A 12,692-nucleotide genomic window follows, 5' to 3' on the forward strand; every position below is an offset into this window, starting at 1 on the left:
GGCATGGGAGAACTGCTCGTCCTCGTCCTGAGCGGACTGGTCTCCGGGGCCCTGTACGCACTGCTGGCCACCGGCTTGGTGCTGTCGTACTCGGCCTCCGGGCTGTTCAACTTCGCGCACGGGGCCACCGCCTACCTGTGCGCCCTCGTCTTCTACGAGCTGCACTCGGGCCTGGCCTGGCCCGCCGTCCCGGCCGCGCTGCTGGTGGTGTGCGTCCTCGCGCCGGGGCTCGGCTGGGCGCTGGACCGGATGATGTTCCGACGGCTCGCGCGGGTCGGGGAGACCGCGCAGATCGTCGCGACCATCGGCCTGCTGGTCGCGCTCCCCGCCGCCGGACTCTGGGTCGTCCAGCTGCTCGCCGACGCGGGAGCGCCGGTCCGACCGGCGGAGAACCAGTTCGGGCTGCCGGGGGTGGGGCCCAGCCCCGCGAAGTCCTGGCAGCTCGTGGACGGGGTCGGGGTGGACTCCGACCAGCTGATCACCTGGGGGGTGACGGCCGTGGTGGCCGTCGCCCTGTGGGTGCTGCTGCGCCACACCCGGCTGGGGCTGAGGCTGCGGGCCGCCGTGGACAACCGTTCGCTGACCGAGCTGCGCGGGATCAGCGCCGACCGGCTGTCCTCGATCGCGTGGATGATCGCCTCCGCCCTCGCCGGGCTCGCCGGGGTCCTGGCGACCCCGCTGCTGGGGCTGTCCGCGCACGACTTCACCCTGTTCCTGTTCGTGTCGGCGACGGCCGCGGTGATCGGGCGCTTCGCCTCGGTGCCGCTCGCCTTCGCGGGCGGGCTGGGGCTCGGGGTGGTGCAGAACCTGGTCGCCGGCTACGCCTCGTTCGCCGAGTCGATCACCGGGTTCAGGACGGCGGTGCCGTTCCTGATCCTGTTCGGCGGGCTGCTGGTGCTGACCCGGCGGGCCCGGGCGGCGGGGGTCACGGCCGTGGACGCTCCCCCGCCCGACCATCTGGCCGGCGCCCCGTGGGGGCGGCGTTGGGGGCCGTGGGCGGTGGCCGCCGTCCTGCTGGGCACGGCGTTCTACACGGTCACCACCCCGTTCTGGAGCGGACTGCTCGCGCAGGGACTGGCCGTCGGCCTGGTGTTCATGTCCTTCACCGTGGTGACCGGGCTCGGGGCGATGGTGTCCCTGGCGCAGGCCACCTTCGTGACCGGCGCGGCCCTGGTGGCGGGGCTGCTGATGAGCCGGGGCTGGCCCTTCGTGGCGGCCCTCGCGGTGGGGACCTGCGTCGCCGCCGCGTTGGGGGCGCTGGTCGCGCTGCCCGCGCTGCGGCTCGGCGGGCGCTCGTTGGCCCTGGCCACGCTGGCGCTGGCCTTCCTCGCCGACCAGGTGCTGTTCCAGATGCGCTGGCTGCGCGGCGGGGACGCGGGCTGGGCGGTGCCCCGGCCGGTGATGGGGCCGCTGGACCTCTCCGACGACCGGGCGCTGGGGGTGGCGCTCCTGGTGGTGGTCGCGCTGGTCGCGGCCGGGCTGAGCGCGCTGCGGAACTCCCCCTCGGGGCGGGCGATGCTGGCCGTGCGCTCGGCGCCGGCCGCCGCGATGGCCTCCGGGGTGTCCGTCCTGCGCACGAAGCTGCTGTTGTTCACCCTGTCGGCCGGGCTGGCCGGCTTCGGCGGCGTCCTGTACGCCTCTTACAACACCCGGATCACGGCGACGGACTTCACCGCGATGACGGGGCTGGTGTGGCTGGCGGTGGTGGTCGCCGCCGGGGTGCGCAGGCCCGCCTACGCGGTGGTCGCGGGGCTGGTGTTCGCGGTGGCCCCGCGCCTGCTGGCGGACTACGTGACGGACTCCGCCCACCTGCCGGTGATCCTGTTCGGCCTGGCCGGCCTGGCCCTGGCCAACGACCCGGACGGGTACTGCGCGGCCGTCCCGCAGCGTTGGGCGAAGGCCCTGGCCGGGCGGCGCAAGGTCTCGGCGGGCACTGCCCGACCGGGCACGGGGCTCGACCCCGCCACGCCCGAGGAGCCCCGACGGCCGGACCCACGGGTGCCCGGCGCACGCACGGACGGCGCACGTACGGACGGCGCGCGCACGGACGGCACGCGCACGGACCGCAGGCCTACGCACGGCACGCGCCCACCCGTCGCCGGGGCCCCGGCGACGGGTGGGCGGGGTCCCGCCCGCGGGGAGGTCGCGTTGGAGTTGCGCGGGGTCAGCGCCGGGTACGACGGGGGCACGGTCCTGCACGGGGTGGACCTCACGGTCCGGCGCGGGGAGATCCTCGCCGTGCTCGGGCCCAACGGGGCCGGGAAGAGCACCGCCTGCCGGGTCGCCGCCGGGCTGCTGCCGGCCCTGGGCGGGACGGTGCGCGTCGACGGCCGGGACGCGACCCGGGACGGGGCGGTGCGCCGTTCCCGGGCCGGGGTGCTGCTGGCCCCCGAGGGGCGGGGCATCTTCCCCTCCCTCACCATCGAGGAGAACCTGGCCCTGCACCTCACCGACCCCGCCGCCCGCGCCGCCGTCTACGACCGCTTCCCCCGGCTCGCGGAACGCCGCTCGGTGGCCGCCGGCGCCCTGTCCGGCGGGGAGCAGCAGATGGTGGCGCTGGCCCCGCTGCTCCAGCGCCCGCCGGCCGTGCTGATCGCCGACGAGCCCTCCCTCGGCCTCGCGCCCCGGATCGTGGACGAGGTGTACGCGCTGCTCGTCGAACTGCGCACGGCCGGCTGCGCCCTGCTGCTGGTCGAGGAGAAGGCGGCCGAGATCCTCGGGGTCGCCGACACCGTCGCCTACCTCGCCCAGGGCCGGGTCGCCTGGTGCGGCCCCGGGGCCGAGGTGGAGACGGACCGGTTGACCGAGGCCTACCTGGGGATGGCGCCGTGAGCGAGTACGTGGTCCGGGCGAGCGGGGTCGGTGTCCGGTTCGGCGGGGTCAGGGCGCTGTCCGGTGTCGGCCTCGGGATCCGCGCCGGGGAGGTGTGCGGGCTGATCGGGCCGAACGGGGCCGGGAAGACGACCCTGTTCGACGTGCTGTCCGGGATCCGGCGCCCCGACGAGGGGCGGTTGTTCCTGGACGGGGCCGACATCACCCGCCGCTCCCCCGTCTGGCGGGCGCGCCACGGGATGCGCCGGACCTTCCAGCGCCAACAGCTCTTCGGGCAGCTGACGGTGGCCGACAACGTCCTCGTCGCCCAGGAGTGGCGCGGCGGCGGGGGCGGGCTCGCCGCCGACCTCCTCGCGGCGCCCGGCCGGCGGGCCAGGGAGCGGACCCGGCGGGAGCGGGCCGCGCGGGTGCTGGAGGACTGCGGGGTCGGCGCGCTGGGGGCCTCGTACGCGGGCGGGCTGCCGGTGGGCCGGTCGCGGATGGTGGAGCTGGCCCGGGCCGTGGCGGATCCGCCGAGGGTGTTGCTGCTGGACGAGCCCGCTTCGGGGATGTCGGCGCCGGAGCGGGAGCAGTTGGCCCGGGTGGTGCGGCGGCTCGCGCACGAGGAGGGCTGCGCGGTGCTGCTGGTCGAGCACAACGTGGCCTTCGTGATGGACCTCTGCGCCCGGGTGGTCGTCCTGGACCTCGGCACCGTCCTGGCCGAGGGCACGCCCGCCGAGGTGCGGGCGGATCCCCTGGTGCGGGAGGCGTACCTGGGGAAGGCCTGACCTCGCGGTGGGGGGCGGGAGCCGGGGCCGCAACCACCCGGATGGCGGGAATACGGCGTACGGGCGGCCGGTTGTGGCCCCTCGTACGCCGTGGCACGGGCCACAACCCCGCACCGACCCCGAGGGAACGACCAGACGTGAACCAGGTCCCCAGCATCAAGCTCAACAACGGCACGCTCATGCCCCAGCTCGGCTTCGGCGTCTGGCAGGTCCCGGACTCCGAGGCCCAGTCGGCCGTCGGGACCGCCCTGGAGGCGGGCTACCGCAGCATCGACACGGCGGCGATCTACGGCAACGAGCGGGGCACCGGCCGGGCGGTGGCCGCCTCGGGGCTGGCGCGCGAGGAGGTGTTCGTCACCACCAAGCTGTGGAACGGCCCGAAGCAGGACTGGGACCGCGACGCGGTGCTGCGAGCCTTCGACGAGTCCCTGGACAAGCTGGGCCTGGACCACCTGGACCTGTACCTGATCCACTGGCCCCGTCCGATGCGCGAGGACTTCCTGACCATCTGGAAGACCTTCGAGGAGATCGCGGCGAGCGGTCGCGCGAAGGCCGTCGGCGTGTCCAACTTCCGCACCGCCGACCTGGAGCGGCTGCGCACCGTGAGCCCGCTGGTGCCGGCGGTGAACCAGATCGAGCTGCACCCGCTCTTCCCGCAGGCCGAACTGCGCGCCCTGCACTCCTCCCTGGGCATCGTCACCGAGGCCTGGTCCCCGCTGGGCCAGGGCAAGGAGCTGCTGGGGCTCCCCGCCGTCGCCGAGGTCGCCGCGAAGCACGGGCGCAGCGCCGCCCAAGTGGTGCTGCGCTGGCACCTCCAGCTGGGCAACGTCGTGATCCCGAAGTCGGTGACCCCGGCGCGGATCAGGGAGAACCTGGACGTCTTCGGCTTCGAGCTGGACTCCGCCGACCTGGCGGCCCTGGACGCACTGGGCTCGGACGGCGGCCGGATCGGGCCGGACCCGGCCTCCTTCGACGTCTGAGGGCGGCGTGGACCTTCCCGGGGGCGGGAGCCTCTCCGAGGGCGTGTACCGGATCCGCAACGTGCACAGTGGGCTGGTGCTCCAGCTGGAGGGCGCCTCCCGGGTGCGGGTCGGTCCCGACGGGCCGCCCGCCCCGGCCGGCGCGCGCCGGTGGCGGATCTCGCCGGTGCACAGCGGTGGCGGGATCTTCCACCTGGTGAGCGAGGACAACGGGCGCCGGCTGGACGTGGCGAACGCCTCCGAGGAGGCCGGTGCGCGGGTCCAGGTGTGGCGGCCCAACGCCTTCGGGGCGCAGGAGTGGCTGGTCGAGGGGCACGTGGACGAGCCGGGGGTGGTGTCGCTGGTGGCGTGCGTCAGCGGGCTGGCACTGGAGGCGGACGAGGAGGGCCGGGCCCGTCAGGGCGAGGACACCGACTCCCCCGAGCAGTGGTGGAGGCTCGAGCCGGTGTGACACCCGCCTGCCGCCCGGCCGCGACACCCGGGCGCGGCCCCGTCAGTCGCGTACGAAGGTCCGTGGGCGGTACGTGGGGTCCGCGCGCGGGGGGCCCGGAGGACCGCCCCGGCGGCGGCCCCGGCGCGCGGGAGACCACCGCCCGTGGCGTCGTGGGCCTCGGCCCCGGCGGCGTGGGCCGGCAGGGTTTGGGCCACCCGTCAGTGCGCTCCGTGAGCGGGGGCGAGGGCTGCCACGCGCTCGGCGAGCGCGAAGTCCTTCTCGGTCACCCGGCCGCCGGCGTCGTGGCTGTTGACCGACAGGCGGACCGTGTCGTAGCCGAGGGTCAGGTCGGAGTGGTGGTTCAACTCGTCCTGGACGACGGAGATGTGGACGACGAGGGCGGCGGCGGCCCGGTGGCCTCCGAGCCGGTAGGTGCGCAGGATCCTGTCGTCCTCGAAGCACCAGCCCGGAAGTTCCCGCAGCCGGTCCTCGATCTCCTTCTGCGACAGCGGCTCGCTGGCCATGCTCGGCTCCTTCCGGCTGCACGTGACGGGGGGTCAAGACTGCCACAGGGTGGGCCGGAACGAGCCGGTCGCGCGCCGGGGCGCGGCCCTTGGGTTAACGTCGCGTCCATGACGACCACGAACCCCGTGCCCGGGAGCGGGGCGGGCGCCCTGCTGCGCGGCTGGCGCGAGCGGCGCGGGATCAGCCAGCTGGAGCTGGCGAACCGGGCCGGTTCCTCCTCCCGGCACATCAGCTTCGTCGAGACGGGCCGTTCGCGACCCAGCGAGGAGATGGTGCTGCGGCTCGCCGGACACCTGGAGGTGCCGGTGCGGGAGCGCAACGCGCTGCTGCTGGCGGCCGGTTACGCGCCCCGGTACGCGCACACCCCGTTGGACGATCCGGCCATGAGCACCCTGCGGGAGGGCCTGGAGCAGTTGCTGACGGGCTACGAGCCGTACCCGGCGCTGATCGTGGACGCGACCTACGGGGTGGTGGCGGCGAACCGGGGCATCGCGATGCTGCTGGACGGGCTGCCCGAGCACCTCCTCGCCCCACCGCTGAACGCGATGCGGATCACCCTGCACCCGGAGGGGCTCGCTCCGCGGATCCGCAACCTGCGGCAGTGGCGCGGGCACCTGCTGGCCCAGATGGAACGGCAGATCGCGCTGTCCCGTTCGACGGGACTGCGGGCGTTGTACGACGAGGTGGCGGCCTATCCGCTGCCGGACCGGCCCGGTGGGGAGCACGCCTCCGGGGCCGCGGGGGGCGATGGGGACGCGGACGCGGACGGGCCGGTCGCGTACCTCGCGCTGCCGTTGCGGATCGAGCACGAGGGGCACCTGCTGTCCTTCGTGTCGTCCATCTCCACCTTCAACACCCCGATGGACGTGACGGTCGCCGAGCTGGCCATCGAGACCCTGCTGCCGGCCGACCCGGCGACGGTCAAGTACCTGCGTTCACTGGGCCCCTGACCCGGCCGCCCGCAGCGACAGCCACTGGAGCAGGGCGAAGCCGCCGACGACCAGCGCCTGGAGGGGGATCCACACCAGTGCGGCGGCGGTGGGCGAGAGCCACAGCGGGAGCGAGATCAGACCGAGCGCCGTCCAGCCGGCGTTGACCGCGACGACGAGCCGTACGGGCAGGGCGCGCGGGCGGCTCCGCGAGGCGAGCAGCCCGACGGCGGTTCCGTACACGACCAAGAGCACCCCGAGCCCGAGCAGGAGGCCGTCGCCGATGCCGAGGAACCGGCCGAGCGGACCGGGGAGGGCCGCGTAGGCGAGGCCGTTGGAGGTGGTGACGACGGCGTCGAGCGCGAGGAAGCGGCGCAGCGCGGTCCGGGGGTCGGGGGTGCGGGCGATACCGGCGAACAGGGTTGCGGACATTGCGGATCAGCCTCCGTCGAGGGTGGAACGGGACGGGCGCCGGACCCGGCGGGTCCCGGCGCCCCCACCCTCCCGGCCCGCCGCGCCCCCGTCGATTACCTGCGGGGTAAGGCCCGGGCGCGGAATCCGGCCGCGGGTTCGCGGGCGCCCGTCGCCGGGCACGGCGCGGCCCGCGGCGGGGCGTGTTCAGCCCCGGGAGAAAGGCCGGGATGCGCTGGTTCGCGGCGGGGGTGGAGGCTAGGCTGCGCGGGAAAGCAGCCCTCGAACTCCCTGTCGACGTACGGAGAACCCCCCGGTGCGAGCCGCCCCCCTCCCCGACCGCACCGCGGCGGCCCGGGGCCGAGCGGTGGGGGCGGCCGGGCGGCGCGGCGCGGGGGTGGTGCGTTGAGGACCTCCCGTGCCATGCGCGCCCTCGCCTCCGAACTGCTGGCCGGCGCCCGCCTCACCCCGCCGACCGCCATCGCCGACGTCATCGGCGGTCTCTGTGCCGCGTTCGCGCGCCGGCGCGGCGGACGCCCGGTGGACTTCCGCTTCGCCGCCTTCCCCCCGGACACCGCCAGCGGCCTCTGGCTCCAGCTCGAAGCCCGCGACCTGATCGTCGTCGAGGAACGCACCCGCCCCGAGCACCAGCTCGTCATCGCCTGCCACGAGTTGTGGCACGTGGACGAGGGCACCTGCGACGGCCACGGTCCCGGCATGGCGGTGGCGGCCCGGCTGACGGCCCCGCACGGCGGACTCGCCGCGCTCCTGCGCTCGGACTCCGGTCTGGACTCGGTGGTCCGGCAGGCCGCCGCCCGCGCCGACCACGAGGATCCCGCCGAGGTCCGCGCCGAGACCTTCGGACTGCACCTGGGCCAGATCCTCAAGGCCTACCTGCCGGCGCCCCGGCAGGAACGCTTCCCCGTCGAGATCGAGCGGATCCAGAGCTCGCTGGGCTGGGACCGGTGAGCAACGGTGAGGGCCTCTACCTGGCCGCGGCGGTGCTGGTGCTGGCCCTGCTGCTGAAGGCCCCCGTGCTGCGCCGGAGCTGGGACCAGCCGATCATGCGGTCGGTGTGCGCGCTGCTCGGCGTCGGCTGTGTGCTGACGGTGCTGGCGGCGCCGCCGTCGATCGCGGCCGTCAACCGGATCACGGGCGTCGTGAACTTCGCCGCCCCGCTGGTGTACAGCACCCTGACGGCCTTCTCGGGGGCCTCGATCGTGCTGATCCTGCACTGGTCCGGGGGGCCGGCGGCGAGCGTGCGGCGGGCCACCCGGCTGACGGTGGTGGTGTTCGGCGCGCTCAGCGTGCTGATCGTCTTACTGTTCGCCCGGGGGGACGCGCCGGTGGAGCGGCTTCGGGACCTCGACACGTACTACGCCAACACCCCTTGGCTGCGCGAGATGATCGTCTGCTACCTGGTCGCGCACACGGTGGCGAGCGCGGCCCTGTTCCTGCTCTCCCTGAAGTGGCTGCTGCGCGTGGACCCCGCCCTGCGGGCCCTGCGCACGGGGTTGGCGTCGCTGATGCTCGGCGGGCTGCTGGACATCGGCTACAGCATCGCGAAGTGGGCCGCCGTGGGGGCGCGTTGGTCGGGCCGCGACTGGGACGGGCTGTCGACGTATGTGGCCCCGCCGCTGGCCTCGGGGGCCGCGCTGCTGGTGGGGGCGGGGTTCATCGTGCCGATGCTCGGCGGCAGCGCGACCTGGCGGGACTTCAGCCAGTACCGGCGGCTGCGTCCGCTGTGGCGGGCGCTGCGCGGGTTCGCCTCGCGCAGTGTGACCACGGTCCCGCTGACGTGGTGGTCGCCGATGGGGATCCGGTTGATCCACCGCGAGTCGGTCATCGACGACGGGCTGCTGGCGCTGGCCGGCTGGTTCGACCCGGCCGTGCGTTCCGGGGCGTACGGCGCCGCGCGCGGGCAGGGCCTGACGGACGAGGCGGCCTCGGTGGTGGCGGACGCCGCCATGCTCGCGGCGGCCTGCCGGGCCCGTACGGCGGCCGACGCGGCGGGGACGGCGCCGGCCCGGCCCACGGGGACCGGGCCCACCTCCGACGGGCCCGGTCCGGGCGCCTGCGCCGGCCCCGTGGAACCGGCCCCGTACCGGCTCGACGGGCAGCCCCTGGAGGCGCTGGCCCACGCCTTCCACACCTCCCCGATCGTGGCCCGGGCCCGCCGGGGGGAGCCGTCCCCCCAGCCGGCCTCCCCCGCCGGCCGCGTTCCGTAGGGCGCCGGGGGACGCCCTCCCGAGTACCCGCCGCACCGCCTCAGGCGCCGACCAGAACCGGCGCGCGGTCCGCGCCGGCCTCGGCGGCCTCGCCGGTGAGGATCTTGAGGCGGCGGGTGAAGAACACCATCACGGCGCCGGCGACGAGCACCAGGGCCCCCTGCCACAGGAAGTTCAGGCTCTGCCCGATGACTGCGTCGAGCCGGGGCAACTGCGCGCCGATGGCGTCGCCGGTCGCCGCCGCGAGGAACCAGACGCCCATCATCTGGTTGGTGAACGCGCGCGGTGCGAGCTTGGTGGTGACCGACAGGCCCACCGGGCTCAGGCACATCTCGCCCATCACCTGGATCACGTACACCCCGACCAGCCACATCAGGGAGACCTTGACGCCGGTGGAGGCGATCGCGGCGGCGCCCGACATCACCAGGAAGGAGGCGCCGGTGAGGACCAGGGCCAGGCCGAATTTGAGGGGGGTGCTCATCCGGCGGCCCCGACGGACCCAGAACGCCGCGAAGAGGGGGGCCATGACGATCACGAACAGAGAGGGCAGGGACTGGGTCCAACTGGCCGGGACGTGCAGGCCGAAGAGGCTGAGGTCGGTCTTCTGCGCGGCGAACATGTTCAGCTCGTTGCCCATCTGGTCGTAGACCAGCCAGAACAGGGTCGCGGCGAGGAAGAGCCAGACGTAGGCGCGCAGCCGGGTCCGCTCCACGACGGTGACCTTGGGGCTGCGGTACATGGACAGCAGCACCCCGGCGGGGACGACCACGGCGACGACGGTGAGCACGAAGGTGATGTTGTCGATGCTCAGGGCGTGCGCGGCGACCAGCAGCCCGATCAGCGAGGCGGTGAAGGCCAGGCCGTACGAGGAGGTGCGGCGCAGCCGCCGGCGCTCGGCGGGGGTCAGCCGCACCACGGGCTCCTCGCGCAGCTGCCCGGCGAGGCGGCGCCCGCCGAGGACGTACTGGAGCAGGCCGAGGGCCATGCCGACGGCGGCGGCGCCGAAGCCGAGGTGCCAGTTCACCTCCTCGCCGAGGTAGCCGACGACGAGCGGGGCGATGACGGCGCCCAGGTTGATGCCCATGTAGAAGATCGAGTAGCCGGCGTCGCGGCGCTGGTCGTCGTCGGCGGCGTAGAGCCGTCCGACCAGGGCGGAGATGTTGGGCTTCAGCAGCCCGGTGCCGATGACGATGAGGACCAGGCCGGGCCAGACGAAGGCGGCTCCGGGGAAGGCCATCAGGACGTGGCCCGCCATGATGACCACGCCGCCCCACAGGACGGCCCTGCGGGCGCCGAGGAAGCGGTCGGCGATCCAGCCGCCGGGCAGCGCGAGCAGGGAGATCATGGCCATGTAGACGCCCTCCACGGCCTCGGCCGTGCCCTCGTGGAGGCCCATGCCGCCGTGGCCGCGGGAGGCGGCGAGGAAGTGCACGAGGATGGCGACCATCCCGTAGAGGCTGAAGCGCTCCCACAGCTCGGCGAGGACGAGGGTGGCGAGTCCGCGGGGGTGGCGCCGCCCGCTCCCCGTGCCGGGCGTCTGCGTGTCCTTGGGTGGGTTCACCTCTTCAGTGCAGCCCCGGGGTGCGCCGCGCGGGATCGGTCTTTCGGCCCCTCGGGCGCCGCGCGCGACGCCCCGGACCGTAGGGCCCGGGGCGTTGGTCGTACGGGGAGCCGTGCGCGGCGGGTCAGAGGTCCGCGAGGTCCAGACCGGCCTGGGCGGCGGCCGCGGCCACGGTCTGCTCCAGCAGGACGGCGATGGTCATGGGGCCGACACCACCGGGGACCGGGGTGATCAGGGAGGCGACGGCGGCGGCCGACTCGAAGTGGACGTCGCCGACGTTGCCCTCGTTGTACCCGGCGTCCAGGACCACGGCGCCGGGCTTGATGTCCTCGCCGCGGATGAACTCGGCCTTGCCGACGGCGGCGACCAGCACGTCCGCCTGGCGCACGATCGAGGGGAGGTCGACGGTGCGGGAGTGGCAGTAGGTGACGGTGGCGTTGCGCTCCAGCAGGAGCATCCCGGCGGGCTTGCCGAGGATCGCGCTGCGGCCGACGACGACGGCGTGCTTGCCGGTGAGGTCGACGTCGTAGGCCTCCAGCAGGCGCATGATGCCGCCGGGGGTGCAGGAGACGAAGCCGGGCAGGCCGAAGCCCATGGCGGCGAAGGAGTGCATGGTGACCCCGTCGACGTCCTTGCCCGGGGCGATGGCCTCGAAGGCGGCGCGCTCGTCGATGTGGTGCGGGACGGGGTGCTGGAGCAGGATGCCGCTGATCTCCGGGTCCTCGGAGAGGGCGGTGAGCGCGGCGACGAGCTGCTCGGTGGTGGTCTCGGCGGGCAGCTCGACGTGGCGCGAGGTGATCCCGGCCTTGGCGCAGCGGTTCTGCTTCATGCGTACGTACGTGACGGACGCGGGGTCCTCGCCGACCAGGACGGTGGCGAGGCAGGGGGCGGTGCCGGTGCGCTCGGTGATCTTCGCCGCGGAGGCGGCGGTCCGCTCGGCAATGGTGCGGGCCAGCGCGGTGCCGTCCATCAGCCGGGCGGTGCCCCCGGCCGGCGTGGCGGTCTGGGCGCTCTGAACGGTCTGGGCAGTCGTCACGGGGTCTCCTGAACGTCGCTGCGGATCGCGGTTCGCCCAGGCGCGCGGCAGTCGGCGCGGTCTTCCGCGCCGGGCCGCTCCCCGGTGGTGATCCACCCGAACGCCAGTCACGGCCCGCCCCGAGTGTAATCGACTTATCAGGTGGTTGACGGGGGCGAGGCCTGGGACGATCGAAGGATGACGCGCACTTTCGACCATCTCGTCGCCGAGGCCGATTCCGTCTCCGTGGACGGTTGGGACTTCTCCTGGCTCGACGGCAGGGCCACGGAACAACGTCCCTCCTGGGGCTACCAGCGGCTGATGGCCGAGCGGCTGGCGCGGGTCCGTTCCGCGCTGGACGTCCAGACGGGCGGGGGCGAGGTCCTCGCCGGGGCCGCTTCGCTGCCCCCGCTGATGGTGGCCACCGAGTCCTGGCCGCCCAACGTGGCGAAGGCGACCCGGTTGCTGCACCCGCTGGGCGCGGTCGTGGTCGCGGACGCCGACGAGCCTCCGCTGCCCTTCGGCGACGGGGCCTTCGAGCTCGTCACCAGCCGGCACCCGGTGACCGTCTGGTGGGAGGAGATCGCCCGCGTGCTGGCTCCGGGCGGCACGTACCTCTCCCAGCAGGTCGGTCCGGCGAGCGTTTTCGAACTGGTCGAGTACTTCCTCGGCCCGCAACCCGAGGAGGTGAGGCGTGGCCGCCACCCCGACGACGCGGTCGCGGAGGCCGGCGAGGCCGGCCTCGAAGTGGTCGATCTGCGCTCCGAACGACTGAGGACGGAGTTCCATGACATCGGAGCCGTGATCTACTTTCTGAGGAAGGTGATCTGGATGGTGCCCGGCTTCACGGTCGGGCAGTACCGGGACCGGCTGCGCGAGCTCCACGAACGGATCGAGCGCGAGGGCCCGTTCGTCGCACACACCGCCCGTTTCCTCATCGAAGCCCGCAAAACGGACTGACGGAACGACGGCGAAAAGTGCGACTCCGGAGCGGACGGATCCACGCCGGAT

12 protein-coding genes and 1 riboswitch are annotated in these 12,692 nt (G+C 74.4%); of the genes, 8 read left to right on the forward strand and 4 right to left on the reverse strand.

Features of this window, described 5'->3' with window-relative positions; genetic code table 11:
- Positions 1-3 precede the first annotated feature (3 nt).
- From ACIOD1_RS14745 to ACIOD1_RS14760, 4 genes are all read left to right on the forward strand, one after another.
- Entirely contained in the window at positions 4-2,832 is a 2,829-nt protein-coding gene (locus ACIOD1_RS14745) for an ATP-binding cassette domain-containing protein (protein ID WP_401902494.1), read from the forward strand.
- On the forward strand, positions 2,829-3,599 hold the full coding sequence (locus ACIOD1_RS14750) for an ABC transporter ATP-binding protein (protein WP_401902496.1): 771 nt from the start codon (positions 2,829-2,831) through the stop codon (positions 3,597-3,599). Before ACIOD1_RS14745 ends, ACIOD1_RS14750 begins: the two co-directional genes overlap by 4 nt.
- A gap of 137 nt (positions 3,600-3,736) precedes the next feature.
- On the forward strand, positions 3,737-4,579 hold the full coding sequence (locus ACIOD1_RS14755) for an aldo/keto reductase (protein WP_365618943.1): 843 nt from the start codon (positions 3,737-3,739) through the stop codon (positions 4,577-4,579).
- Between the two features lie 7 nt (positions 4,580-4,586).
- Positions 4,587-5,030, forward strand: a complete 444-nt coding sequence (locus ACIOD1_RS14760) for an RICIN domain-containing protein (protein WP_365618946.1) — start codon at positions 4,587-4,589, stop codon at positions 5,028-5,030.
- 200 nt (positions 5,031-5,230) lie between these two features.
- On the opposite strand, the gene ACIOD1_RS14765 is transcribed toward ACIOD1_RS14760, so the two are convergent.
- Positions 5,231-5,536, reverse strand: coding sequence for a 4a-hydroxytetrahydrobiopterin dehydratase (locus ACIOD1_RS14765; RefSeq protein ID WP_401902498.1), 306 nt, complete (start codon positions 5,534-5,536; stop codon positions 5,231-5,233).
- A gap of 108 nt (positions 5,537-5,644) precedes the next feature.
- Here ACIOD1_RS14765 and ACIOD1_RS14770 point away from each other — a divergent pair, with 108 nt between their 5' ends.
- The gene (locus ACIOD1_RS14770) at positions 5,645-6,487 is read left to right on the forward strand and encodes a helix-turn-helix transcriptional regulator (protein WP_365618952.1); all 843 of its coding nucleotides are present in this window, start codon (positions 5,645-5,647) and stop codon (positions 6,485-6,487) included.
- Here the strand turns inward: ACIOD1_RS14770 and ACIOD1_RS14775 are convergent.
- Entirely contained in the window at positions 6,473-6,898 is a 426-nt protein-coding gene (locus ACIOD1_RS14775) for a hypothetical protein (protein WP_365618955.1), read from the reverse strand. The two genes, ACIOD1_RS14770 and ACIOD1_RS14775, sit on opposite strands and share 15 nt — an antisense overlap.
- Positions 6,899-7,282: 384 nt before the next feature.
- On the opposite strand from ACIOD1_RS14775, the gene ACIOD1_RS14780 reads away from it, so the two are divergent.
- On the forward strand, positions 7,283-7,846 hold the full coding sequence (locus ACIOD1_RS14780; protein WP_365618958.1) for a toxin-antitoxin system, toxin component: 564 nt from the start codon (positions 7,283-7,285) through the stop codon (positions 7,844-7,846).
- Positions 7,843-9,105, forward strand: a complete 1,263-nt coding sequence (locus ACIOD1_RS14785; protein ID WP_401902501.1) for an MAB_1171c family putative transporter — start codon at positions 7,843-7,845, stop codon at positions 9,103-9,105. The genes ACIOD1_RS14780 and ACIOD1_RS14785 overlap by 4 nt, the downstream gene beginning before the upstream one ends.
- A gap of 40 nt (positions 9,106-9,145) precedes the next feature.
- Here ACIOD1_RS14785 and ACIOD1_RS14790 read toward each other — a convergent pair whose 3' ends face one another.
- Together ACIOD1_RS14790 and ACIOD1_RS14795 are read right to left on the reverse strand one after the other, a co-directional pair.
- Complete coding sequence (locus ACIOD1_RS14790) at positions 9,146-10,666, reverse strand: peptide MFS transporter (RefSeq protein WP_365618963.1); 1,521 nt, start codon at positions 10,664-10,666, stop codon at positions 9,146-9,148.
- Positions 10,667-10,790: 124 nt separating this feature from the next.
- Entirely contained in the window at positions 10,791-11,636 is an 846-nt protein-coding gene (locus tag ACIOD1_RS14795; RefSeq protein ID WP_365619386.1) for a bifunctional 5,10-methylenetetrahydrofolate dehydrogenase/5,10-methenyltetrahydrofolate cyclohydrolase, read from the reverse strand.
- Between the two features lie 93 nt (positions 11,637-11,729).
- Positions 11,730-11,823, reverse strand: a riboswitch (ZMP/ZTP riboswitch).
- A gap of 56 nt (positions 11,824-11,879) precedes the next feature.
- On the opposite strand from ACIOD1_RS14795, the gene ACIOD1_RS14800 reads away from it, so the two are divergent.
- On the forward strand, positions 11,880-12,641 hold the full coding sequence (locus ACIOD1_RS14800) for a class I SAM-dependent methyltransferase (protein WP_365618966.1): 762 nt from the start codon (positions 11,880-11,882) through the stop codon (positions 12,639-12,641).
- Positions 12,642-12,692 lie beyond the last annotated feature (51 nt).

Origin of the sequence: Streptomyces sp. NPDC088097 (genome assembly GCF_044741845.1) — a bacterium.
Taxonomy (GTDB): domain Bacteria; phylum Actinomycetota; class Actinomycetes; order Streptomycetales; family Streptomycetaceae; genus Streptomyces.

Bases quoted from the DNA above. Each gene is read 5' to 3' on its own strand.
- ACIOD1_RS14770 (WP_365618952.1), top strand. From the start codon at position 5,645: ATGACGACCACGAACCCCGTGCCCGGGAGCGGGGCGGGCGCCCTGCTG.
- ACIOD1_RS14775 (WP_365618955.1), bottom strand. From the start codon at position 6,898: ATGTCCGCAACCCTGTTCGCCGGTATCGCCCGCACCCCCGACCCCCGG.
- ACIOD1_RS14800 (WP_365618966.1), top strand. From the start codon at position 11,880: ATGACGCGCACTTTCGACCATCTCGTCGCCGAGGCCGATTCCGTCTCC.
- ACIOD1_RS14795 (WP_365619386.1), bottom strand. From the start codon at position 11,636: ATGGACGGCACCGCGCTGGCCCGCACCATTGCCGAGCGGACCGCCGCC.
- ACIOD1_RS14765 (WP_401902498.1), bottom strand. From the start codon at position 5,536: ATGGCCAGCGAGCCGCTGTCGCAGAAGGAGATCGAGGACCGGCTGCGG.
- ACIOD1_RS14745 (WP_401902494.1), top strand. From the start codon at position 4: ATGGGAGAACTGCTCGTCCTCGTCCTGAGCGGACTGGTCTCCGGGGCC.